Annotated in this window: 18 protein-coding genes; 13 read left to right on the top strand and 5 right to left on the bottom strand. The window is 72.5% G+C overall.

The genetic code is table 11. The annotated features are described in order from the left end of the window. Positions 1-1,398 precede the first annotated feature (1,398 nt). Entirely contained in the window at positions 1,399-2,205 is an 807-nt protein-coding gene (locus tag ACFWBB_RS35995) for a hypothetical protein (protein ID WP_385281374.1), read from the top strand. Positions 2,206-2,302: 97 nt separating this feature from the next. Here ACFWBB_RS35995 and ACFWBB_RS35990 read toward each other — a convergent pair whose 3' ends face one another. After that, a complete protein-coding gene (locus ACFWBB_RS35990) occupies positions 2,303-3,586 on the bottom strand; it encodes a DUF1015 domain-containing protein (RefSeq protein WP_385281366.1) in 1,284 nt (427 codons plus the stop codon). A gap of 73 nt (positions 3,587-3,659) precedes the next feature. On the opposite strand from ACFWBB_RS35990, the gene ACFWBB_RS35985 reads away from it, so the two are divergent. The 4 genes from ACFWBB_RS35985 (at position 3,660) to ACFWBB_RS35970 (ending at position 7,806) form a co-directional block, all read left to right on the top strand. Then, entirely contained in the window at positions 3,660-4,688 is a 1,029-nt protein-coding gene (locus ACFWBB_RS35985) for an HAD hydrolase-like protein (RefSeq protein ID WP_385281363.1), read from the top strand. 135 nt (positions 4,689-4,823) lie between these two features. Further along, positions 4,824-5,867, top strand: coding sequence for a FecCD family ABC transporter permease (locus ACFWBB_RS35980; protein ID WP_385281360.1), 1,044 nt, complete (start codon positions 4,824-4,826; stop codon positions 5,865-5,867). After that, positions 5,864-6,925 (top strand): FecCD family ABC transporter permease, encoded by a 1,062-nt coding sequence (locus ACFWBB_RS35975; RefSeq protein ID WP_385281357.1) that lies wholly within the window; start codon positions 5,864-5,866, stop codon positions 6,923-6,925. The genes ACFWBB_RS35980 and ACFWBB_RS35975 overlap by 4 nt, the downstream gene beginning before the upstream one ends. After that, positions 6,922-7,806, top strand: a complete 885-nt coding sequence (locus ACFWBB_RS35970; protein ID WP_385281355.1) for an ABC transporter ATP-binding protein — start codon at positions 6,922-6,924, stop codon at positions 7,804-7,806. Before ACFWBB_RS35975 ends, ACFWBB_RS35970 begins: the two co-directional genes overlap by 4 nt. On the opposite strand, the gene ACFWBB_RS35965 is transcribed toward ACFWBB_RS35970, so the two are convergent. Continuing rightward, positions 7,790-8,137 (bottom strand): sterol-binding protein, encoded by a 348-nt coding sequence (locus tag ACFWBB_RS35965; protein ID WP_385281352.1) that lies wholly within the window; start codon positions 8,135-8,137, stop codon positions 7,790-7,792. The two genes, ACFWBB_RS35970 and ACFWBB_RS35965, sit on opposite strands and share 17 nt — an antisense overlap. A 42-nt stretch (positions 8,138-8,179) precedes the next feature. On the opposite strand from ACFWBB_RS35965, the gene ACFWBB_RS35960 reads away from it, so the two are divergent. The 4 genes from ACFWBB_RS35960 to recN all read left to right on the top strand — a co-directional run bounded on the left by ACFWBB_RS35960 (position 8,180) and on the right by recN (position 12,088). After that, complete coding sequence (locus ACFWBB_RS35960; RefSeq protein WP_385281349.1) at positions 8,180-8,473, top strand: hypothetical protein; 294 nt, start codon at positions 8,180-8,182, stop codon at positions 8,471-8,473. 55 nt (positions 8,474-8,528) lie between these two features. Continuing rightward, entirely contained in the window at positions 8,529-9,344 is an 816-nt protein-coding gene (locus ACFWBB_RS35955; protein ID WP_385281346.1) for a TlyA family RNA methyltransferase, read from the top strand. Then, positions 9,341-10,243 carry an NAD kinase gene (locus ACFWBB_RS35950; RefSeq protein WP_385281343.1) on the top strand — a complete coding sequence of 301 codons (903 nt, stop codon included), beginning with the start codon at positions 9,341-9,343 and terminating at the stop codon, positions 10,241-10,243. The genes ACFWBB_RS35955 and ACFWBB_RS35950 overlap by 4 nt, the downstream gene beginning before the upstream one ends. A 126-nt stretch (positions 10,244-10,369) precedes the next feature. Then, entirely contained in the window at positions 10,370-12,088 is a 1,719-nt protein-coding gene (gene recN / locus ACFWBB_RS35945; RefSeq protein ID WP_385281371.1) for a DNA repair protein RecN, read from the top strand. 162 nt (positions 12,089-12,250) lie between these two features. Here recN and ACFWBB_RS35940 read toward each other — a convergent pair whose 3' ends face one another. Further along, entirely contained in the window at positions 12,251-12,544 is a 294-nt protein-coding gene (locus ACFWBB_RS35940; protein WP_385281340.1) for a hypothetical protein, read from the bottom strand. Between the two features lie 362 nt (positions 12,545-12,906). Between ACFWBB_RS35940 and ACFWBB_RS35935 the strand changes: the two genes are divergently transcribed. Continuing rightward, positions 12,907-14,034 (top strand): glycosyltransferase family 4 protein, encoded by a 1,128-nt coding sequence (locus ACFWBB_RS35935; protein WP_385281337.1) that lies wholly within the window; start codon positions 12,907-12,909, stop codon positions 14,032-14,034. 3 nt (positions 14,035-14,037) lie between these two features. Here ACFWBB_RS35935 and ACFWBB_RS35930 read toward each other — a convergent pair whose 3' ends face one another. Together ACFWBB_RS35930 and ACFWBB_RS35925 are read right to left on the bottom strand one after the other, a co-directional pair. Continuing rightward, positions 14,038-15,681: a PucR family transcriptional regulator gene (locus ACFWBB_RS35930; RefSeq protein WP_385281334.1), complete on the bottom strand. Its 1,644-nt coding sequence runs from the start codon at positions 15,679-15,681 to the stop codon at positions 14,038-14,040. A 327-nt stretch (positions 15,682-16,008) separates the two neighbouring features. After that, the gene (locus ACFWBB_RS35925) at positions 16,009-17,811 is read right to left on the bottom strand and encodes a glycoside hydrolase family 15 protein (protein WP_385281368.1); all 1,803 of its coding nucleotides are present in this window, start codon (positions 17,809-17,811) and stop codon (positions 16,009-16,011) included. A gap of 469 nt (positions 17,812-18,280) precedes the next feature. On the opposite strand from ACFWBB_RS35925, the gene ACFWBB_RS35920 reads away from it, so the two are divergent. The 3 genes from ACFWBB_RS35920 to ACFWBB_RS35910 all read left to right on the top strand — a co-directional run bounded on the left by ACFWBB_RS35920 (position 18,281) and on the right by ACFWBB_RS35910 (position 23,027). Then, positions 18,281-19,945 carry a CTP synthase gene (locus ACFWBB_RS35920; RefSeq protein ID WP_385281331.1) on the top strand — a complete coding sequence of 555 codons (1,665 nt, stop codon included), beginning with the start codon at positions 18,281-18,283 and terminating at the stop codon, positions 19,943-19,945. A gap of 92 nt (positions 19,946-20,037) precedes the next feature. Further along, on the top strand, positions 20,038-20,664 hold the full coding sequence (locus ACFWBB_RS35915; RefSeq protein WP_385281328.1) for an NUDIX domain-containing protein: 627 nt from the start codon (positions 20,038-20,040) through the stop codon (positions 20,662-20,664). Between the two features lie 203 nt (positions 20,665-20,867). Beyond that, the gene (locus tag ACFWBB_RS35910; RefSeq protein ID WP_385281325.1) at positions 20,868-23,027 is read left to right on the top strand and encodes a tetratricopeptide repeat protein; all 2,160 of its coding nucleotides are present in this window, start codon (positions 20,868-20,870) and stop codon (positions 23,025-23,027) included. Positions 23,028-23,048 lie beyond the last annotated feature (21 nt).

Below are 23,048 nucleotides of genomic sequence, written 5' to 3'. Positions count from 1 at the left end.
GGCGCCGATGGTACTGCAGGGGGGACCCTGTGGGAGAGTAGGACACCGCCGAACAATTATTTGGAAGGACCCCTGGTCCCAGCGTTCAGCTGGGGCCAGGGGTCCTTTTTTGTTTTGCCGTAGCGCGCCGGGTACCCGGGTGCGCGAGAATATTTGTGGTACCGAAGACAGGAGTTACCGATGTCCACCAACTCTCCCGACGATCGACCGGAGCGCGACCAGCGGCGACGGGACAGTGGTGGGGACCGTGACAGCCGCGGCGGCGACCGCGGGGACCGTGGCGGCTTCCGCCGCGACAACGACCGTGGTGGTGTTGGCCGGCGCGACGATCGTCGCGATGACCGTCGTGACGACCGTCGCGAGGGTGACCGTGGTTCCCGTCCCGCCTTCCAGCGTGACGACCGTGCACCGCGCCGTGACGACCGCGGCGAGCGTCCCCCCTTCCGCCGTGACGACCGTCGGGATGACAACCGTGGTGGCGGTGGCTTCCGGCGTGATGACAATCGCGGTGGGTTCGGCGACCGTGATCGTGGTGGCTCCGGCCGTCGCGATGACCGTCGCGAGGGTGACCGTGGTTCCCGTCCCGCCTTCCAGCGTGACGACCGTGCACCGCGCCGTGACGACCGGGGTGAGCGTCCCCCCTTCCAGCGTGACGACCGTGCACCGCGCCGTGACGACCGGGGTGAGCGTCCCCCCTTCCGTCGCGACGACCGGGGTGAGCGTCCTCCCTTCCGTCGTGACGACCGCCGCGATGACCGTCGTGACGACCGGGGTGAGCGTCCCCCGTTCCGCCGTGACGACCGTCGGGATGACAACCGTGGTGGCGGTGGCTTCCGGCGTGATGACAGTCGCGGTGGGTTCGGCGACCGTGATCGTGGTGGCTCCGGCCGTCGCGATGACCGTCGCGAGGGTGACCGTGGTTCCCGTCCCGCCTTCCAGCGCGACGACCGTGCACCGCGCCGTGACGACCGGGGTGAGCGTCCCCCCTTCCGTCGTGACGATCGCGGTGAGCGTCCCGCGTTCCGCCGTGATGACCGGGGTGAGCGTCGCGACGACCGCGGCGAGCGTCCCGCGTTCCGCCGTGATGACCGGGGTGAGCGTCGCGACGACCGCGGCGAGCGTCCTCCCTTCCGTCGGGACGATCGCCGTGACGATCGTAGGGATGACCGCCGCGATGACCGTCGGGGTGAGGACCGTGGTGGTTTCGCCCGGCGTGATGACAACCGGGGTGAGCGCGGTGGCTTCCGTGGTCCCCGGGACGACCGGGGTGATCGTGGTGGACGGCCCGGTGGGTTCCGGGGCCGTGACGGGCGTGACGACCGCAGGGACGACCGGCGGAGTGGCGGCGGGGCTCGTTTCCGTGACGAGCGGGAGCGGGACCGTGAGCCGATCAAGCGGCTGCCGATTCCGGAGGACGTCACCGGTGACGAGATCGACAAGGACGTACGGCAGGAGCTCCTGAGCCTGCCCAAGACGCTCGCCGAGGACGTCGCCAAGAACCTGGTGATGGTCGCCCGGCTGATCGACGAGGACTCCGAGGGTGCCTACGGGTACTCCAAGGTGGCCCTGCGGCTCGCTTCGCGTGTCGCCGCCGTGCGGGAGGCGGCCGGGTTCGCCGCGTACGCCACCCAGAGGTACAGCGAGGCGCTCGCGGAGTTCCGGGCCGCGCGGCGGATGAACGGTGGGGTCGAGCTGTGGCCCGTCATGGCCGACTGCGAGCGTGGGCTCGGGCGGCCGGAGAAGGCGCTCGACATGGCCGGCGCTCCCGAGGTGAACAAGCTCGACAAGGCCGGCCAGGTGGAGATGCGGCTCGTCGCGGCGGGTGCCCGGCGCGACCTGGGCCAACTGGACGCGGCCATCGTGACGTTGCAGAGTCCCGAGCTCGCGGCCAGCTCCGTCCAGCCGTGGACCGCGCGGCTTCGGTACGCGTATGCCGACGCGCTGCTCGCCGCCGGGCGTGAGGGCGAGGCGCGCGAGTGGTTCGCCAAGGCCCTCGAGGCCGACCGCGACGGCAGCACGGACGCCTCCGACCGGCTCGCCGAGATGGACGGGGTGGACTTCGTCGACGCCCTGGTCGAGGACGAGACCGGCGAGACCGGCAAGATCGACGGGACCGTCGTCGAGGCCGTCGAGAAGGCGGACGAGGTCGAGGACTCGGCTGAGGACAAGGCGGAGCGGGACGCGGTCGACCGCGACGAGGACTGACGTACGTAACCGTTGGTGGCAGTGAACAGACAAGGGGCGGGATCCGGTACCACCGGGTCCCGCCCCTTTCTGCGTTCGGGCGTGCGCGAGGGTGGGGTCAGAGGTCGAGGGCGCGCAGGACCAGGCCCGATGCGGGCTTCGGGCCGAAGGACGTCGACTTGCGGGGCATCGTGACGCCCTGCCGGGCGAGTTCGCGGACGACCTCTTCGCGGACGGGGTGCAGGAGGACCGCCGTACCGCCGTCGCGTTCCGCCTTGCGTACCGTCGCGGCCGTGTCGTGGATGTAGGCGATGCGGGTGGGGTCGTCCTCCGGGATGTGCCAGATGTGCTCGAGGAGCGTGGCGTGCAGGACCGTGGCGTCCAGGGTGCGCCAGGCCTCCGGGAAGTCGGCCGGGATCGTGCGGTCGAGCAGCGCCGGGTCCGGTCGGTCGACGAGGTGGAAGGCGCCGTCGCCCGCCAGGAGGAACCCGTTGCCCGCGCAGGCGGCGTCCGCGAGGGTGTCGAGGGCCTCCGCGAGGGGGACGTCCAGGCGCTGGACGCGGAACCGGCCGTCGAGCGCGGCCACGGCCTCGGCGACCGGCAGGCCGTGCAGGAGGCGGTGGATGGCGCGGACGCGCAGGGGGTAGCGGGCGGTGTCGACCAGCAGGACCAGGCCGTGGTCCCAGGGGCTGGGGGAGGGGTGCTCCGCGCGTAGACGCAAGTAGGTCGCCCAGCGGTGGTGACCGTCGGCGATGAGGGCCTGGTGGCCGGCGAGGTCCGCCTGGACGCGGGCCGTCTCGGCGGGGTCGGTGATCGCCCAGAGGCGGTGGCTGTAGCCGTCCTCGGTGGTGGTGGACAGGAGCGGGGGGTGCTCCGCCGCGCGGTCCACGATCTCGGCCGTCGTGCCGTTCCCGCGGTAGGTGAGGAGGAGGGGTTCGAGGTTCGCGTGCGTGGCGCGCATCAGGGCCGCGCGGTCCGCGACGATGTGCGGCATGACGTCCTCGTGGGGAAGGACGATGCCCTCCGACGGCTCCGAGACGCGGAGGGTGCCGATGAGTCCGCGCTGGAGCATGCCGTCCGCGTGCCGCTGCTCGTAGACGTACAGGGCGGGCTCGGGGTCGGTGCTCAGGACGCCCTCGGACAGCCAGCGGCGCAGGGTGTCGGCGGCCTGTTCGTTGCGGGCGGCGGGGGTGGTCGCCTGAGGCAGGATCAGACGGACGATGTTGTACGGGTCCGCGTCCTGGAGGTGGTGCAGGCCGTCGGGGCGGACCACGACGTCGTACGGCGGGGAGGTGACGGCGGCGAGACTGCCGACCCGGTCGGGGTCGTAGCGCAGGCCTCGGAACGGGGTGAGTTCCAGGCCTCGGGGCGCCGTTGCTTCCGAGTGACCTGCTGAGTTCATCCCGGCATCGTACGTCTGTCGGTGGCATGCGGGATGATCGGGGGAAAGCGGAACGAACGAGGAGCGATGTGGAATGAGCCGGAGCGTCAGGACGGGGCCCGAGGGCAGTGGGCAGGCCCTGAGCGAGGCGTACGACACGGCGCTGCTCGACCTGGACGGGGTGGTGTACGCGGGCGGCAACGCGATCGCCCACGCCGTCGAGTCGCTGGCCACCGCGCGCGAGGGCGGGATGCGGCTCGCGTACGTCACCAACAACGCGCTGCGGACGCCGGACACGGTCGCCGAGCACCTCACCGAGCTGGGGATACCGACGGGCGCCGACGACGTCATCACCTCGGCGCAGGCGGTCGCGCGGCTGATCAGTGAGCAGGTGCCGGCGGGGGCGCGGGTGCTGGTGATCGGCGGGGAGGGGCTGCGGGTCGCGCTGCGCGAGCGCGGGCTCGAGCCGGTGGAGTCGGCGGACGACGATCCGGCGGCCGTGGTGCAGGGGTTCGGCGGGCCCGATCTGCCGTGGGGCCGGTTCGCGGAGGCTTCGTACGCCGTCGCGCGCGGGGTGCCGTGGTTCGCGTCCAACACCGACCTGACGATCCCCAGCGGGCGTGGCATCGCGCCGGGCAACGGGGCGGCGGTGGAGGTCGTGCGGATCGCGACCGGTGCCGAGCCGCAGGTCGCGGGCAAGCCGTTGCCTCCGATGCACCGCGAGACGATCCTGCGGACGGGCGCCGAGCGGCCGTTGGTCGTCGGGGACCGGCTGGACACGGACATCGAGGGGGCGTTCAACGGGGAGGTCGACTCGCTGCTCGTCCTCACCGGTGTCACCGACGGGGCGCAGTTGCTCGCCGCGCCGCCGCAGCACCGGCCGACGTATGTCGACAGCGATCTGCGGGGGATGCTCACCGGTCAGCCCGAGGTCGCCGTGGACGGTGACGGCTTCCGGTGCGGTGGCTGGACGGCGAGCGCGGGTGCCGAGAGTCTGGAGCTGGCGGGGGACGGCGAGACCATGGACGGGTTGCGGGCGTTGTGCGCGGCGGCCTGGACGGCGGCCGGTGACGGGACTTGTGAGCTGGACGCAGGAAAGGCGCTGGCGCGGCTGGGGTTGTGAACCGCCGGGGCGGAGAGGAGCGGTCAGAGCGGCGTGGGCGGTGGGACCGCGATGCGGGGACCCGTGCAGCGTCGGACGGGCCCGGGCCGTGACCAGGAATCGAGGCAAGTTCGCAGGGTAGGCTAACCTAACTGCGTGTTGGTCGACAGTGTTCCCGAACAGCGCGCGGAGACCGCTCCCGCGCCTCCGAAACGCCGGGCGGTACGCTCCCTCGGGCTGCTCGCCGCCGTGGCGGTCCTGCTGCTGGTGGCGGTGGCGAGCATCGCCGTCGGGGCCAAGGAGCTGTCCGTCGCGCAGGTCCTGCACGGGCTGTTCGAGAACTCGGGGACGTACGCGGACGTCGTGGTCGACGAGCGGTTGTCGCGGACCGTGCTCGGGTTGCTCGTCGGGGCCGCGCTCGGCCTGTCCGGCGCCGTGCTCCAGGCGCTGACGCGCAATCCGCTGGCCGATCCCGGGCTGCTCGGCATCAACGCGGGCGCCTCGGCGGCCGTCGTCACCGCCATCACCTTCTTCGGCGTCACGAGCCTGAACGGCTATGTGTGGTTCGCCTTCTTCGGGGCGGCCGCCGTCGGTGCGCTGGTCTGGTTCCTCGGCGGGAGCCGGGGGGCCACGCCGGTGCGACTCGCGCTCGCCGGTACGGCGATCAGCGCCGCGCTCTACGGCTATCTCCAGGCCGTGATGATCATGGATGACGCGGCGCTCGCCAGGATGCGGTTCTGGACGGTGGGTTCGTTGTCCTCGGCGACCGACGAGACCATCCGGCAGGTGCTGCCCTTCCTGGTCGTCGGCACCCTGCTCTCGTTCGCCCTCGCCCGGCCGCTGAACGCCGTGGCGATGGGCGACGACACCGCCAAGGCGCTCGGCGCGAACCTGAACCGCACCCGGGCGCTGTCGATGCTCGCCGCCACCGTGCTGTGCGGTGCCGCGACCGCCGCCTGCGGGCCGATCGTGTTCGTCGGGCTGATGGTTCCGCACATCGTCCGCTCGTTCACCGGCCCCGACCTGCGCTGGATCATGCCGTACGCGGCCGTCCTGTCGCCGGTGCTGCTGCTCGGGTCCGACATCCTCGGCCGGGTCGTCGCCCGCCCTTCCGAGGTCCAGGTCGGCATCATCACCGCGATCGTCGGCGGTCCGGTCTTCATCTTTCTCGTACGACGGCGGAGGACGGCCCAGCTGTGAAGAGCGCGCAGAAGATCCGCCAGGGCCGTCCTCGGGCGCTGCGCACCCCGGGTGGGTTCTCCGTCCGGCTGGAGCCGCGGGCGCTGATCGTCGTCGTGCTGCTGGTGGTCGCCGCGCTCGCCGCGAGCGTGGTGCTGATCGGCACCGGCGACTTCCCTATCCCGGCCGGTGACGTCGTGAGGACGCTGCTCGGCGAGGGCAACGCCGGCCAGGAGTTCATCGTCAACGAGCTGCGGCTGCCGCGGGTTCTGGTGGGCCTGCTGGTCGGTGCCTCGCTGGGGCTCGGCGGTGCGCTCTTCCAGGCCGTGTCGCGCAATCCGCTGGGCAGCCCGGACGTGCTGGGGCTCGGACAGGGCGCCACCGCCGGCGCGCTCGTGATGATCGTGCTGTTCTCCGGGAGCGCCACCCAGGTGACCGTCGGTGCGCTGGTGGGCGGCCTGGTGACCGGGGCCCTCATCTATCTGCTGGCGTGGAAGCAGGGGGTGCACGGGTACCGGCTGGTGCTCGTCGGCATCGGTGTCTCGGCCGTCGCCACGGCGGTCAACGGCTATCTGCTCACCAAGGCCGACTTCGTCGACGCGGCCCGGGCGGTCGTCTGGATGACGGGCACCCTCGACGGCCGTGACTGGAAGCAGGTCTGGCCGCTGCTCGTGCTGGCCGGTGTGCTCGTGCCGCTCGTCCTCGCCAACGCGCGCGGGCTGCGGATGATGGAGATGGGCGACGACGTCTCCCATGCGCTGGGGGTGCGCGTGGAGCGCGTACGGCTGGTGCTGATGGTCTCCGCCGTGCTGCTCACCGCGGCCGCCACCGCCGCCGCGGGGCCCGTCAGCTTCGTGGCGCTCACCGCGCCGCAGCTCGCCCGGCGGCTGACCCGTTCGCCCGGGCCCAACCTCGTGCCGTCCCTGTGCATGGGTGCCGCCCTGCTGGTCATCGCCGACTGGGCATCGCAACGGCTCTTCGGCGAGGGGCAGTTGCCCGTGGGCGTGGTCACCGGTGTGCTGGGCGGGGTGTACCTGCTGTGGCTCCTCGTCACCGAGCGCAGGGCGGGCCGGATATGAGCGGCGCGCGCGACGAAGGCAGCCGCCGAGCCGATCAGAACAACCCAAGGAGCACCGTGACCCGCCTGTCCGCCGAGAACGTCACCCTCGCCTATGACCAGCGGGTCATCGCCGAACAGCTGTCGGTGGAGATACCGGACAACTCCTTCACGGTGATCGTCGGCCCGAACGCCTGCGGCAAGTCGACGCTGCTGCGGGCGCTGTCGAGGATGCTGAGGCCGAGCCGGGGCCGGGTGCTGCTCGACGGGCAGGTCATCCAGTCGATGCCCGCCAAGAAGGTCGCGCGGACGCTGGGGCTGCTGCCGCAGTCGTCGATCGCGCCCGACGGGATCACCGTCGCCGACCTCGTGGGCCGCGGCCGCTACCCGCACCAGGGCATCCTGCGCCAGTGGTCGGCCGAGGACGAGCGGGTCGTGCGGGAGTCCATGGCACGGACCGGGGTCGCCGAACTCGCCGACCGGTACGTCGACGAGCTGTCCGGCGGTCAGCGCCAGCGCGTGTGGATCGCGATGGCCCTCGCCCAGCAGACACCGCTGCTGCTGCTCGACGAGCCGACGACCTACCTCGACATCCAGCACCAGATCGACGTACTGGACCTGTGCGCGGAGCTGCACGAGGAGCAGGGGCGCACGCTCGTCGCCGTGCTGCACGACCTCAACCACGCGGCCCGGTACGCCACCCACCTGATCGCGTTGAAGGGCGGCGAGGTCATCGCGCAGGGCGCGCCGGACGACATCGTCACGGCCGGGCTGGTGGAGGAGGTCTTCGGGCTGCGCTGCCAGGTCATCGAGGACCCGGAGACGGGGACACCGCTGGTCGTGCCGGCGGCGCGGAAGGCCCGCGCGCGGGTCGAGCAGGCGGTCGCTACAGAAGCTTCCTGAGCTGGAAGAGATCGCGCAGGCCCGCCTCGAGCTTGACCCGCCCCGAGCCCCAGGCCTTCGCGAAGTTCAGTCCGCCGCAGACCAGCGCGACCAGATCGTCGCCGGTCATGGCCAGCCTGATCTGGGCCTTCTGCACGGGAGGCCCCTGAAGGGTGTCCTGCACGACGATCCGGCCGTCCGTCATGCGGCCGACGAACGTGATGTCGAGGTCGGTGATCCGGCAGCTCACCGATCTGTCCAGGGCCGCGGCCGTACGGACGTCCCCCTCGGCGCTGCGCATGGAGTCGGAGAGCTTCTCGAGTGCGGCGCGGCACTCCTCGGTCGTGGCCATCGCGATCGACCGTACCCCAGGTGTTCGGAGTACCGTCTGGGCATGAGCGACACAGCGCCGGAGACGGGGACGGAGGGCGCGCCGGAGACCGTGCCCGAGGAGCAGGAGCACGATCCCGCCGCTCCCGCCCCGCTGGACGTCCCCCGTACCCCCACCGGCAACGCCGAGGTGGACGGCCTGCTGGGCCGGCTGGCCGACGCCGACCACCTCGCCACCGACGGACACGTCGAGGTGTACGAGGATGTACACCGGGAGCTGCGCGACGCGCTCACCGCGCTCGACGCCCGCCCGGGACCTTCGGCTCCCACCCGTCACCCGACCACCACCCCTCGATGAGACCCTTCGGGTCACACTTTTCGTATGGCGTATGGCAATAGGAGCTGAACCGAACGTGGCAGGAGTCGCACGACGCCGTCTGGACGCGGAGCTGGTCCGCCGCAAGCTCGCGCGCTCGCGTGAGCATGCCGGCCAGCTGATCGCCGCCGGGCGGGTGAGCGTCGGGAAGACCGTCGCGACCAAGTCCGCCACACAGGTCGAGACGGCGGCCGCGATCGTCGTCGCCGTCGACGGCGACGACCCCGACTACGTGTCCCGGGGCGGCCACAAGCTCGCCGGCGCGCTCGGCGCCTTCGTACCGCAGGGGCTCGTGGTGGAGGGACGGCGGGCGCTGGACGCCGGTGCGTCGACCGGCGGGTTCACCGATGTGCTGCTGCGGGCGGGCGCCGCGCACGTGGTCGCCGTCGACGTCGGATACGGACAACTCGCCTGGTCTCTCCAGAGCGATGAACGCGTCACCGTCAAGGACCGTACGAACGTACGCGAGTTGACGCTTGAAGCGATCGATGGGAAGTCTGTGGATCTTGTCGTGGGGGACTTGTCCTTCATCCCGCTGGGGCTGGTGCTGCCCGCCCTGGCACGGTGCACCGAGCCGGACGCGGACCTGGTGATGATGGTCAAGCCGCAGTTCGAGGTGGGGAAGGAGCGGCTCGGCAGCGGGGGTGTCGTACGGAGTCCGCAACTGCGGGCGGAGGCCGTGCGGGGCGTGGCCGGGAAGGCGTGGGACCTGGGGCTCGGGGTGCGGGGTGTCACCGCCAGCCCGCTGCCCGGGCCTTCGGGCAATGTCGAGTACTTTCTGTGGCTCAGGGCCGGGGCGCCTGCCCTCGACCCGGCCGACGTTGACCGTGCAGTTGCGGAGGGGCCGCGTTGACTCAGAACCGAACTCGTACCGTTTTCCTGCTCGCCCACACCGGGCGGCCCGCGGCCATCCGCAGCGCGGAGCTGGTCGTCAAGGGGCTGCTGCGTGAGGGCATCGGGGTGCGTGTCCTGGAGTACGAGGCCGCCGACCTCCCCCTGCCGGAGGAGGTGGTGCTGGTCTCCGAGGCCACTCCGCAGTGCCTGGAGGGGTGCGAGCTGCTCATCGTCCTCGGCGGTGACGGCACGCTGCTGCGCGGCGCGGAGTTCGCGCGGGCGTCCGGGGTGCCGATGCTCGGCGTCAACCTCGGGAGCGTCGGCTTCCTCGCGGAGGCCGAGCGCGACGACCTCGACAAGGTCGTCGACCGGGTGGTGACGAGGGCGTACGAGGTCGAGGAGCGGATGACCGTCGATGTCGTCGTGCATCGCAACGGGGACATCGTGCACACCGACTGGGCGCTGAACGAGGCGGCGGTGCAGAAGGCGGGCGCGGAGAAGCTGCTCGAGGTCGTCCTGGAGATCGACGGGCGGCCGGTCACCGGGTTCGGGTGTGACGGGATCGTGCTGTCCACGCCGACCGGGTCCACCGCGTACGCGTTCTCCGCCGGCGGCCCTGTGGTGTGGCCCGAGGTCGAGGCGTTGCTGATGGTGCCGATCAGCGCGCACGCGCTGTTCGCGAAGCCATTGGTGACCTCGCCGAACTCCGTGCTCGCCGTGGAGTTGCTGCCCCACATTCCGCCGGGGGTCCTGTGGTGCGACGGGCGCCGGACCTTCGAGTTGCCGCCGGGGGCCCGGGTCGAGGTGCGGCGCGGCGCCGTACCCGTGCGGCTGGCCCGGCTGCATCACGCGTCCTTCACCGACCGGCTGGTGGCGAAGTTCGCGCTGCCCGTCGCCGGCTGGCGCGGGGCCCGGTAACTCCACTCACCCGGGTGACACCTCGCCGTCGATACACATTCTTCACCTGCGGCTTCCCTGTTCGGGGCCGGGGGGCGTCGCACTTCCTCCCCCCGACCTCGTAAGGTCTTGTCCGTGTTGGAGGAGATGCGGATACGGTCGCTCGGAGTAATCGACGACGCGGTCGTCGAGCTGTCGCCAGGCTTCACCGCTGTCACGGGTGAGACGGGCGCGGGCAAGACCATGGTGGTCACCAGCCTCGGGCTGCTGCTGGGCGGGCGCGCGGACCCGGCGCTCGTGCGGATCGGCGCCGAGAAGGCGGTCGTGGAGGGGCGGATCGCCCTGCCCGCGGACGCCTCGGTGGTGGTACGGGCCGAGGAGGCCGGGGCCGAGCTCGACGACGGGGCGTTGCTCATCAGCCGTACCGTTTCCGCCGAGGGGCGGTCGCGGGCGCACGTGGGCGGGCGCAGTGTGCCCATGGGCGTGCTTGCCGAGCTCGCCGACGAGCTGGTGGCCATCCACGGGCAGACCGACCAGCAGGGGCTGCTGAAGCTGTCCCGGCAGCGGCAGGCGCTCGACCGGTACGCGGGCGACGCGGTGACCGTGCCGCTCGCCAAGTACACCGAGGCCTACCGGCGGCTGCGGGCCGTGGCCGCCGAGCTGGACGAGATCGTCACGCGCGCGCGTGAGCGGGCCCAGGAGGCCGACCTGCTGCGCTTCGGGCTCGACGAGATCGCCGGCGTGGAACCGCGCGCCGGGGAGGACGTCGAGCTGGCGGAGGAGGCCGAGCGGCTCGGGCACGCGGAGGCGCTGTCGTCCGCCGCCACGGCCGCTCACGCGGCGCTCGCCGGTGTGCCGGAGGATCCCGAGGGCATCGAGGCCACCACGCTGGTCGCGGGCGCGCAGCGGGCCCTGGAGGCCGTCAGGTCGCACGATCCGGCGCTGTCGGCGCTCGCCGACCGGATCGGGGAGATCGGGATCCTGCTGGGCGATGTGGCGGGCGAGCTCGCCGGGTACGCCGACGACCTCGAAGCCGACCCGCTGCGGCTGTCTGCCGTCGAGGAGCGGCGGGCCGCCCTCACCGCGCTCACCCGCAAGTACGGGCAGGACGTGAACTCCGTGCTCGCCTGGGCCGAGCAGAGCGTCGCCCGGCTCGGCGAACTGGACGGCGACGACGAGCGCATCGACGAGCTGACCGCCGAGCGGGACGCGCTGCGCAGCGAGCTCGGCGGGCTGGCGCAGGCACTGACGGACGCGCGCACGGAGGCAGCAGAGCGGTTCGCCGCCGCCGTGACCGCCGAGCTGGCCTCGCTGGCCATGCCGCACGCGCGCGTGTCGTTCGAGATCCGGCAGACCGAGGACCCGGAGGGCGTCGAGGTCGATGGACGGCAGGTCGCCTACGGGCCGGCCGGCGTGGACGAGGTCGAGCTGCTGCTCGCCCCGCACCCGGGCGCGCCGCCGCGGCCCATCGCCAAGGGTGCGTCCGGCGGTGAGCTCTCGCGCGTGATGCTCGCCGTCGAGGTGGTGTTCGCGGGCACGGACCCGGTGCCGACGTATCTCTTCGACGAGGTCGACGCGGGGGTGGGCGGCAAGGCGGCGGTCGAGATCGGGCGCCGCCTCGCGCGGCTCGCCAAGACCGCCCAGGTCGTGGTCGTCACCCACCTTCCGCAGGTCGCCGCGTTCGCCGACCGGCAGCTGCTGGTCGAGAAGACCAGCGACGGGTCGGTGACCCGGTCCGGCGTGAAGGTCCTGGAGGGCGAGGAACGCATCCGGGAGCTGTCCCGGATGCTGGCCGGCCAGGAGGACTCCGAGACGGCCCGGGCACACGCGGAGGAACTGCTGGCCACGGCCCGGGCGGACGGCTAGCGGCGCACGGTCACGGCCGGCGCATCGCCGCCGGCGGCCGGCGGGGGACGCCGGCTGTCGCTCCGGTAGGCAGCGACGGACAGCACGCACAGTGGGCGCGGGGCGGGCGGTACGGGGTGACTCGTACCGCCCGCCCCGTTCGGGTGCCGGGCGGCCGCCGCGTCAGTGGGCGGGGGCCGTGGGTGCCGTCGGTGCGCAGGGCGGTGGCGGCGTGAACAGGCGGGCCAGGTCGTCGAGCCGGGTGTCGAGTGCCAGGTCGGTGCGGTCGAAGGCGTTGCGCGCGGCCGAGTGCCGAGGAGACCACCGCGGCCCGCACGACGCTGTCCAGCCGCAGCCCGCCCCGTGCTCGACGAGGAGCGCCCAGCCGTATGTGCCGAGCAGGGTGGCCATGCTCACGGAGGTCGTCCGCAGGTGCAGCCAGGCGGGGCCGAAAAGATACGCACTGCGTAAGATCATGGTCGCATGCTGCGCTTCGGAGGGTCGGTTATTCGGGGTCGTCCGGGGCGGTGGCCCTGCCGGAATTCGGCTGGTTCGTGGCCATGGCGCCGGAAATCCCGCGCTGAGCCGGTTCCCATCCGAGGTTCTCATTCGAGGTTCTCATTCGGGTAATCGAACAGAACCCCGACTTCTCTCACCCGTGTGGGTGTCGCTGGGGACCCTGTGACCGGGTGTCAGGGCGCTCGACGGCACGGAACACCCGTACGTCCTGGCATCCTTGGGCGTAGTGCGTGGAGGGACGCCGGCGGTCCACCCCTGCGCCCGGCCCTTCTGTACGTTTCTTCGTGACCGTCCGACGCCGAACCAGGAGCCCCGGCCACGTGAGCAGCCACTCACCGCACGGCCAGTCGCCGCTGCGCACCGTGCAGGTGCTGGGCGGTGGCAACGCCGGCAGCAGCGCGCACGTGCGCTCCCTGGCCGCGGGGCTTGTCGCGAGGGGCGTGCGGGTGACGGTGTGCGCCCCCGGTGAGGCGGATGACACCTACGACTTCACGGGTACCGGTGCCGAACACGTGCATGTGCCGCGCAGCAGCGATCCGGGATCCGTGGCGGTGCTCCGGGCGGCCTGCACGGACGCCGACCTCGTCCACGCGCACGGACTGCACGCGTCCTTCCGGGCTGTCCTCGCCCTCAGCGGCCGGCGCACCCCGCTCATCGTCACCTGGCACAACCGCGCGCCCGCCGAGGGGGCCCGCGCCCATCTGCTGCGGCTGCTGGAGCGACGGGTCGCCAGGGCGGCGACCGTGCTCCTGGGCACCACCTCCGGCCTCGTCGACCGGGCCCGCAGGACCGGAGCGCGCGACGCGCGGCTCGCCGCCGTGGCGCTGCCCCGGCCCCGCCGGACCGAGGGGACCGAGGAGTCCGAACCGCCTTCGCCCAAGCTGCGGGCCGAACTCGGCGCCATGGGGCGCCCGTTGTTCATGGCCGTCGGCTCCCTGGACCGCCACCGCGGCTACGGTCTCCTGCTGGACGCCGCCCGCGTGTGGCGTGACCTGGACCCCGTGCCGCTGGTCGTGGTCGCGGGGGAGGGGCCGCAGCGCGCGGAGCTCCAGCGCCGCATCGAGGACGAGGAACTGCCGGTCCGGCTTCTCGGCCGACGGGACGACGTGAGCGAGCTGCTCGCCGCCGCCGACCTGGCGCTGCTCCCCGGCGGCGGGGAGTCACGGTCGGTCCTGGCGCAGGAGGCCCTGCACGCGCGTGTGCCGCTCGTCGCGGCCCTGGCCGGCGGCATCCGCGAACTCGTCGGCGACGCGGCCGAACTGGTCCCGCCACACGACCCGGAGGCCTTCGCCGCAGCCGTCGTACGCCTCCTCGACGACCCCGGACGGGCCGAACGGCTTCGCGACCTGGGCACCCGGCAGGCGGCCGGCTGGCCCACCGAGGACGAGACCGTCGCCCAGGTGCTCAGCGTCTACGACGAGCTGACGCAGCCCCAGCCGATGATCTGAGCCTTACGGCACATGCCGGCGTGCCCGCAGGGCCAGGCTCAACGCCAGGACCGTCTGCGGGTCGTCGAGGTCGGTGCCGAGCAACTCACCGATGCGGGCGAGGCGGTTGTACAGCGTCTGGCGGTTCAGATGCAGCTCGCGGGCCGTCTCCGCCTTGCGCCCCGCGTGCGCCAGATAGATCTCGAGGGTGGGCAGCAGGGGCGGCTTGGAGCGCTGGTCGTGGTCGCGGACCGGGCCGATCGCGCGGTCCACGAAGGCTGCCAGGTCGGGGTGGTCGCGCAGCCGCCACAGCAGGAGGTCGATGTCCAGGCGGCGGGCGTCGAACCAGGGGCGGTCCGGCAGGCCCTGCGCGGCGGCCGCCGTCTCCGCCGCGTGTCTGAGGCCCGCCGAGGCGGCCGCCCAGCCGCCCGCCACCCCGACCACCACCACCGGCGGCTGGGCACCGGGCCGTTGCATCCCGGCCCGCTCCACCCCGGCCCGCAGCGCCGCCGCGACCCGGTCCGCCACCGCCGGCCGCTCCGGCTCCGACCGCAGGCCCAGCAGCAACGGCACCCGGCCCTCCACCGGCCGCACGCCCAGCAGCACGGGCACACCCACCGACGCCAGCTCCTCCGCGACCGCCCGTGCGAGCACCGCCCAGCCCCCGCCGGGGGCGAGGCCGTCGCCCAGCCGCATGACGACCGGGAGCAGGGGGCCGGTGCCCGGCTTGAAGCCGAGTACCCGCGCCTGCGCCGGAGCGTCCTCCGCGGCGATCCGGCCCTCGGCGAGGTCGGTGAGGAAGTCGCCCCGTCCGCGTGCCGCGAGCTCCTCCTCCTGGCGGGCCTGCATCAGCACCACGGCCAGGATCCCGGCGGCCCGCTCGGCGGCGATCCGGTGCACGGGTGCGAGTGGGGCGCGCACGGGCAGCAGGACGAGCCGGGCGCGCACCGAACCCACCCCCGGCCCGCCCCCGGGCACGTCCACCAGCACCGAGCCGACGGGCGGCGGCGCGTCCTTGTGCGGCCCGCGCAGCCCCTCCCACACCTGGAGCGGATCCGCGCCCTCGGGGCCGGCTCCGGCGGCGTACAGGAGCTGGCCCTCGGTCGTCTCCAGGAACACGGGGTTGCCGCTGAAGTCCGCCAGGATGCCCAGGACCTGCGGTATCCCGCCCCCGCCGAGCAGTGCCTCCGTACAGCGCCGGTGCACTTCCTCGGCCTGCTGGAGCAGGGCGTAGTGGCCGTTGACGATCTCGGTGTGGATCTCTTCCGTGACCGTCACGAACGGCACCTCGCGGTGCAGTTGGACGAGGGGGAGCCCGGTGGCACGCGCCGTCTCGACCAGGGCCGCGGGCAGCCGGGTGAAGCGCGGGCCCAGCTCGATCACCAGGGCCGCGATACCCCTCTCGGCCAGGGTGCGGACGAACACCCGCTGCTCGGCCGGCCGGGTGCCGAGACCGTAGCCCGTGGTCAGCAGCAGCTCGCCGCCCTTGAGCAACGAGGCGATGTTCGGGACCTCGCCCGCGTGCACCCAGCGCACCGTGCGGCCCAGTCGGTCGGCGCCCGCGAGGATCTCGGGCAGGCCGCTGCGCAGGCCGGGCAGCTCCAGCGCGCGTCGCACGGTGATGCCGGCGCTGCGGCTGTCGAATCGGTGGTCGGGGCGGCTGTCCATGCAGCGGACGCTACCCGCGCGGACGTTCCGGTGACATCTGCGTACCGGCATGGTGCGGCCGTCGCCGGGTTGCGGCCGCTCATGGAATTCGGCGTGGCCGCGTCGGGGGCCGCGCCATCGCCGCGGCCGCCGCGCACGCCGACCGGATACTGCTCGACCTGGTCTCCCCGGAGCAGGTGCGTGAGCTGCGCGCCGAACTGGACGTGGCGGCCGAGCGGGCCGGGCGGGCGAGGCCCACGCCCGCCTTCGATGGGGAGGCCATGAGGCGCCCCTCCGGAAAGGGGCTGTTGGCTCCCAGCCTAGGCGGGCGGGCCGCGCCGGACGCGTTCAGCCGCCGTACGCCCCCGACGCCGTCAGGCGCAGGGCCGTGTCGATCAGCGGGACGTGGCTGAAGGCCTGCGGGAAGTTGCCGACCTGCCGCTGCAGGCGCGGGTCCCACTCCTCGGCGAGCAGTCCGAGGTCGTTGCGCAGGGAGAGCAGCTTCTCGAACAGCTTGCGGGCCTCGTCCACCCGGCCGATCATCGCGAGGTCGTCCGCCATCCAGAACGAGCAGGCCAGGAAGGCGCCCTCGTCACCGGGCAGGCCGTCGACGCCCTCGTCGCCGCCCGAGGTCGGGTAGCGCAGGATGAAGCCGTCCGGGGTGGACAGCTCGCGCTGGATCGCCTCGATGGTGCCGATCACGCGCTTGTCGTCCGGGGGCAGGAAGCCCATCTGCGGGATGAGCAGCAGGGACGCGTCCAGCTCCTTGGAGCCGTAGGACTGCGTGAAGGTGTTGCGTTCCTTGTCGTAGCCCTTCTCGCACACGTCCCGGTGGATGTCGTCGCGCAGCTCGCGCCACTTCTCCAGCGGGCCGTCCGCGTCCCCGGACTCGATCAGCTTGATCGTCCGGTCGACGGCGACCCAGGCCATGACCTTGGAGTGCACGAAGTGGCGGCGCGGACCGCGCACCTCCCAGATGCCCTCGTCCGGCTCGTCCCAGTGCTGCTCCAGGTAGCGGATCAGCTTGAGCTGGAGCAGGGAGGCGTAGTCGTTGCGGGCCAGGCCGGTCATGTGGCCGAGGTGCAGTGCCTCGGTGACCTCGCCGTAGACGTCCAGCTGGAGCTGGTGCGCGGCGCCGTTGCCGACCCGGACCGGGCCGGAGTTCTCGTAGCCGGGCAGCCAGTCCAGCTCGGCCTCGCCCAGCTCGCGCTCGCCCGCGATGCCGTACATGATCTGCAGGTTCTCGGGGTCGCCGGCGACGGCGCGCAGCAGCCACTCGCGCCAGGCGCGGGCCTCCTCGCGGTAGCCGGTGCGCAGCAGCGAGGACAGCGTGATGGCCGCGTCGCGCAGCCAGGTGTAGCGGTAGTCCCAGTTGCGGACGCCGCCGATGTCCTCGGGCAGGGAGGTGGTGGGCGCGGCGACGATGCCGCCGGTCGGGCCGTACGTCAGCGCCTTGAGCGTGATCAGCGAGCGGATCACTGCCTCGCGGTAGGGGCCGTGGTACGTACAGTGCTCGACCCACTCGCGCCAGAAGTCCTCGGTCGCCTGGAGCGACTGCTCGGGCTCCGGGAGCGGGGGCGGCTGCTTGTGCGAGGGCTCCCACGAGATCGTGAACGCGATCCGGTCACCCGGCGCGACCGTGAAGTCGGCGTACGTGGTCAGCGCCTTGCCGTAGGTCTCGCAGTCGGTGTCGAACCACACGGAGTCCGGGCCCGCGACGGCCACCGTGCGGCCCTCGTGCTTGTGCACCCACGGCACGACCCGCCCGTAGGAGAACCGCATCCGCAGCGCGGAGCGCATCGGGACACGGCCCGAGACGCCCTCGACGATCCGGATCAGCTGGGGGGCGCCGTCGCGAGGGGGCATGAAATCGGTCACCCGGACCGTGCCGCGCGGGGTGTCCCACTCGGACTCCAGGATGAGCGAGTCGCCCCGGTAGGTGCGCCGGGCCGCACGCGGCGGGGGCGCGTCGGAGGCGTGCGCGGGGCCGAGGCGCCAGAAGCCGTGTTCCTCGGTGCCGAGCAGACCTGCGAAGATCGCGTGCGAGTCGAAGCGGGGCAGGCACAGCCAGTCGACTGTGCCGTCCCGGCAGACCAGTGCGGCGGTCTGCATGTCTCCGATGAGTGCGTAATCTTCGATGCGCCCGGCCACGTGCAACTCCAGTCGAACGGCCACGTCACCCCCATGTGGAACGGGGGCTGTCGCTAGTGCGGTCAAGGGGTCGTTTGTAATGCGTCGTTGAGCGCTGAAGCAAAGCAGCCGCTCAGCCATATAGGCAAAACGCCGATTCCTGCTCAACGAACTGACGAGCTCTCGTTGTTCCGGTGGGGGTACGGGCGGGGGTGTGCCGTCTTGCCGACCGGGCTCGGCAGCGAGTGTCCGAGCAGGATACGACGCACGTAGATGATCTGCGTGCCGCTCCCGGCAACGCGGGTGGGCCGAACGGGTGAGCAACCGGTAAGAAACCGGTGCGGGAGGGCCGCCCGTGTCGACCCGTGCGCGGAGCGTGGCCGGAAGCCATCTCCCTGAGGCGCTGATACCCTGGTAGCCCGTGGACCGGTGGTCTCGAAGCCCCCGAACCGCACCTCCGAATCGCGACCACGGGAGCCCCCTCTTGGCCATGACGCCCAAATCCACGACGACCAAGCACATCTTCGTCACCGGGGGTGTCGCCTCCTCGCTCGGCAAGGGTCTGACGGCCTCCAGCCTCGGCATGCTGCTGAAGGCGCGGGGTCTGCGGGTCGTGATGCAGAAGCTCGACCCGTACCTGAACGTCGACCCGGGCACGATGAACCCCTTCCAGCACGGTGAGGTGTTCGTCACCAACGACGGCGCCGAGACCGACCTGGACATCGGCCACTACGAGCGCTTCCTCGACCGTGACCTGGACGGCTCCGCCAACGTCACCACCGGCCAGGTCTACAACACGGTCATCGCCAAGGAGCGGCGCGGTGAGTACCTGGGCGACACCGTCCAGGTCATCCCGCACATCACCAACGAGATCAAGCACCGCATCCGCCGGATGGCGACGGACGAGGTCGACGTAGTGATCACCGAGGTCGGCGGCACGGTCGGCGACATCGAGTCGCTGCCGTTCCTGGAGACGGTCCGGCAGGTCCGTCACGAGGTCGGCCGGGACAACGTCTTCGTGGTGCACATCTCGCTCCTGCCGTACATCGGCCCCTCGGGTGAGCTGAAGACCAAGCCGACCCAGCACTCGGTCGCCGCGCTGCGGAACATCGGTATCCAGCCGGACGCGATCGTGCTGCGCTCCGACCGTGAGGTGCCGGCCGCGATCAAGCGCAAGATCTCGCTGATGTGCGACGTCGACGAGGACGCCGTCGTGGCCTGCCCCGACGCCCGCTCGATCTACGACATCCCCAAGACCGTGCACGGGGAGGGGCTGGACGCCTACGTCGTCCGCAAGCTGGACCTGCCGTTCCGCGATGTGGACTGGACGACCTGGGACGACCTGCTCGACCGCGTCCACAACCCCGACCACGAGATCACCCTCGCCCTGGTCGGCAAGTACATCGACCTGCCCGACGCCTACCTCTCGGTCACCGAGGCGCTGCGGGCCGGGGGCTTCGCCAACAAGGCCCGCGTGAAGATCAAGTGGGTCACGTCGGACGACTGCAAGACCCCGGCGGGCGCCAAGGCGCAGCTCGAGGACGTGGACGGGATCTGCATCCCGGGCGGCTTCGGTGACCGCGGTGTGCTCGGCAAGGTCGGCGCGATCCGCTACGCCCGTGAGAACCGGATCCCGCTGCTCGGCCTGTGCCTGGGCCTGCAGTGCATCGTGATCGAGGCCGCGCGCAACCTGGCCGACATCGGCGACGCCAACTCCACCGAGTTCGACCCGGCCACCGGCCACCCGGTCATCTCCACCATGGCCGAGCAGCTCGACATCGTGGCCGGCGAGGGCGACATGGGCGGAACGATGCGCCTGGGCATGTACCCGGCCAAGCTGGCCGAGGGCTCCATCGTCCGCGAGGTGTACGACGGCAAGGAGTACGTCGAGGAGCGCCACCGGCACCGCTACGAGGTGAACAACGCCTACCGGGCCGAGCTCGAGAAGAAGGCGGGCATCCTGTTTTCCGGCACCTCGCCGGACGGCAAGCTCGTCGAGTACGTGGAGTACCCGCGTGACGTCCACCCCTACCTGGTGGCCACCCAGGCCCATCCCGAGCTGCGCTCGCGGCCCACGCGCCCGCACCCGCTCTTCGCCGGCCTGGTGAAGGCGGCGGTGCGGCGGACCGTCGAGGCGGGGCAGAGTTCGAAGTAACACACCGGTTGTACGGTGGCCGGGGTGCAAACCTTCAAGGGTGGGCACCCCGGTTTTCGTTTGCGCACGTGGCACGTGGAAGGACGCATGGCATGACGATCAAGGACACCGCCGAGGCGTGGGAGATCCGGTCCACCGAGACGCCCTTCGTCGGCAACAAGACCTCCGTCCGCACGGACGAGGTGGTCATGCCCGACGGCTCGGTGGTCGGCCGGGACTACCAGGTCCACCCGGGGTCCGTGGCCGTCCTCGCCCTCGACGACGAGGGCCGTGTCCTGCTCATCAAGCAGTACCGCCACCCGGTGCGGCAGAAGCTGTGGGAGATCCCGGCCGGTCTGCTCGACGTGCCCGGCGAGAACCCGCTGCACGCGGCCCAGCGCGAGCTGTACGAGGAGGCGCACGTCAAGGCCGAGGACTGGCGGGTGCTGACCGACGTGTACCCGACCGCGGGCGGCTGCGACGAGTCGGTACGCATCTTCCTGGCCCGCGGCCTCTCCGAGGCCGACGGGGAGCGCTTCGAGGTGGAGGACGAGGAGGCCGACATGGAGCACGCGCGGGTGCCGGTCGACGAGCTCGTCCGGGGCGTGCTCGCGGGCGAGGTGCACAGCAACTGCCTCGTCGTGGGGGTCCTCTCGCTGGTCGCGGCTCGCACCGGCGACGGGCTCGACGCGCTGCGCCCGGCGGACGCGCCCTGGCCGGCGCGCCCCTTCGACGCGTGACGGCCGTCCCGCGCCCGTCCAGAGGCCCTTCCGCGTCCGTCACATCCCCTTCGGTGTGACGATCGGCTGATCCGATCGGGGGATGTCCCGGCGGTGCCCGCCGTGCTCCTCCGGGAACGTCGCAGAGCGTGAACTAGGCTCGGGAATCGCCCGATCCGGAGTCCCGGCGGGCTTGCGCGTGCGGTGGGACGGGAGTGTGGCCCGTGACGGACCAGGCAGTGGACACAGACGGCGTGAAGCTGTCGGGACACGCTGCGACAGAGGGCCATTTCCTGGGCCGTACCCGGGAGTTGAAAGAACTGCGCGTCGACATCGAGCGCACCGGGCTGGACACCATCTCCGGGCGGAAAGCACCCCGGGCGCGTGTGCTCCTCATCGCCGGCCGGCCCGGTTCCGGGCGTACGGCGCTCGCCGAGGAGCTCGTCCGGCAGGTCGCCGACCGTTACCCGGACGGCGTCCTGCGGGCCCGCCTCGCCGAGCCCGACGGCACGCCCGTGCCGGTCGAGCGCGCCGCCCGTGAACTGCTCACCGCGCTGGACGTGCCCACCCCGCCCGGCGCCGACCAGGACGACCTCGCGGCCCTTCTGCGCCAGGCCCTCGCGGAGCGCCGCGCACTGCTCCTGCTCGACGACGCGGCCGGCGCCGAACAGGTCGACGCGCTGCTCCCCGACGCCCCCCAGTGCCTTCTCGTCGCCGTCTCCGCCGGACCGCTGACCGGCATCGCGGACGTCCGCCCCTGCACCCTGGGCGGCCTGGACACCAAATCCGGCCTCGAACTGCTGACCCGGTACACCGGCTCGGTCCGCATCACCGTCGACCCGCGCTCCGCCGAGGGCCTCGTGGAGGCCTGCCAGGGCCAGCCCGCCGCGCTGAACCTGGCCGGCGGCTGGCTCGCCGCGCGACCCCAGGCGGCCGTCGCCGACCTGGCCAAGCAGCTCCACGCGGAGAGCGACGAGGGCTCCCCGCTCAGCCGGGTCTTCCGGCTCGTGCACGCGGCGCTGCCCGCCCCCGCCGCCCGGACACTGCGCCTGCTCTGCCTCGCCCCGGCGGGTCTCGCGGACCCGCACACCGCCTCCGCGCTCGCCGGCTGCTCGGTGGAAGCCGCCCGCACCACCCTGGACGACCTCACCGCCCTGGGCCTGCTGCGGGCCGTGGACTCCCCGCTGCCCCAGTACGAGGTCCCCGGCTGCCTGTACCCCCTGCTGCGCGCCGCCGCCGAGACCCACGACCGCCCGGCCGAGCTCCAGCTGGCCCGGGCCCGCATGCTGGAGCGAACGGTACGGCTGCTCCAGTCCTGCCGGGCCATCACCGAGACCGACAGCCTCCAGGCCCGCGAGAAGCTCCAGGGCACCCCCGGCGCCCTGCGCTTCCCCACCCCGCGCGCGGCCGCCGAGTGGCTGCGGGTCCGCCGGCCCGCCCTGCTCGCCTCGGCGCGCCTGGCGGTCGCCGACGGGGAGCTGGACACCCTGGCCCGCCGACTGATGTCCCAGCTGGTCAGGGCGATGGTCGCGCACTTCGGCACCCAGGCGGCGGCGTCCGACCTGTACGGCGTCCACCAGCTCGTCCTGGACGTGGCCGGGCGCCGGAACCTGCCCCGCGAGAAGGCCGCCGCCCTGCTGAATCTTGCCGACGTCGACGCCAGGACCGGCCGTACGGCGGAGGCGCTGACGCGCTACCGGGCCGCGCTGGACGCCGGACGCGAGGCGAACGACCCGTACGCGATCGGCCGCGCGATGGAATCCGTAGGCGGCGCGCATCTCCAACTCGAGGACTACGACCGGGCCGCCGACTGGTTCGGACGGGCCCTCGCCCAGCGCCTGGCCCGGGACGAGCGCGCGGAGGCCGCCCGGCTCTACGGCCGCATCGCCACCGCGCACACCTACGCGGGCCGCTACGGCGAGGCGCAGCGGGCCTGGCGGGCAGCGGCCGCCGGGCACCGCAAGAACGGCGATGTCGGCGCGTACGCGCGGGCGTTGAGCGAGCTGGCCCGGGTCCAGGAGTACGCGGGACGCCCCGAGGAGTCGCTGCGTACCTGTGAGGAGGCCGTGGAGTGGGCCCGGCGCGCCGAGGACACGCGTCTTGAGGCCGCCGTGCAGCTGAGGCTGGCAGACACCCTGGAGCGGCTCGGCGACCCGACGGCGGCCGCCCTGCACCGGGGCGCGGCCGAGCGCATCCTGGGAGAGGAGCTCCCGGACCGCGATGCGGAACCCGATGCGGAACCCGATGCGGAACCCGGTCCGGAGCCGGGTCCGGGGCCGGATTCGGGGCCGGATTCGGAGCCGGAGGCCGAGCCAGAACAGGCGGATCACCTGGAACACCGCGCTAACACCTGCGAAATCCGTAGTACACCTGCTGAAGATTGATGCAATGAAAGGCTAGACAGC

Source organism: Streptomyces sp. NPDC060000 (assembly GCF_042737375.1).
GTDB lineage: Bacteria > Actinomycetota > Actinomycetes > Streptomycetales > Streptomycetaceae > Streptomyces.
This window is presented reverse-complemented; position numbering and strand designations above follow the sequence as displayed.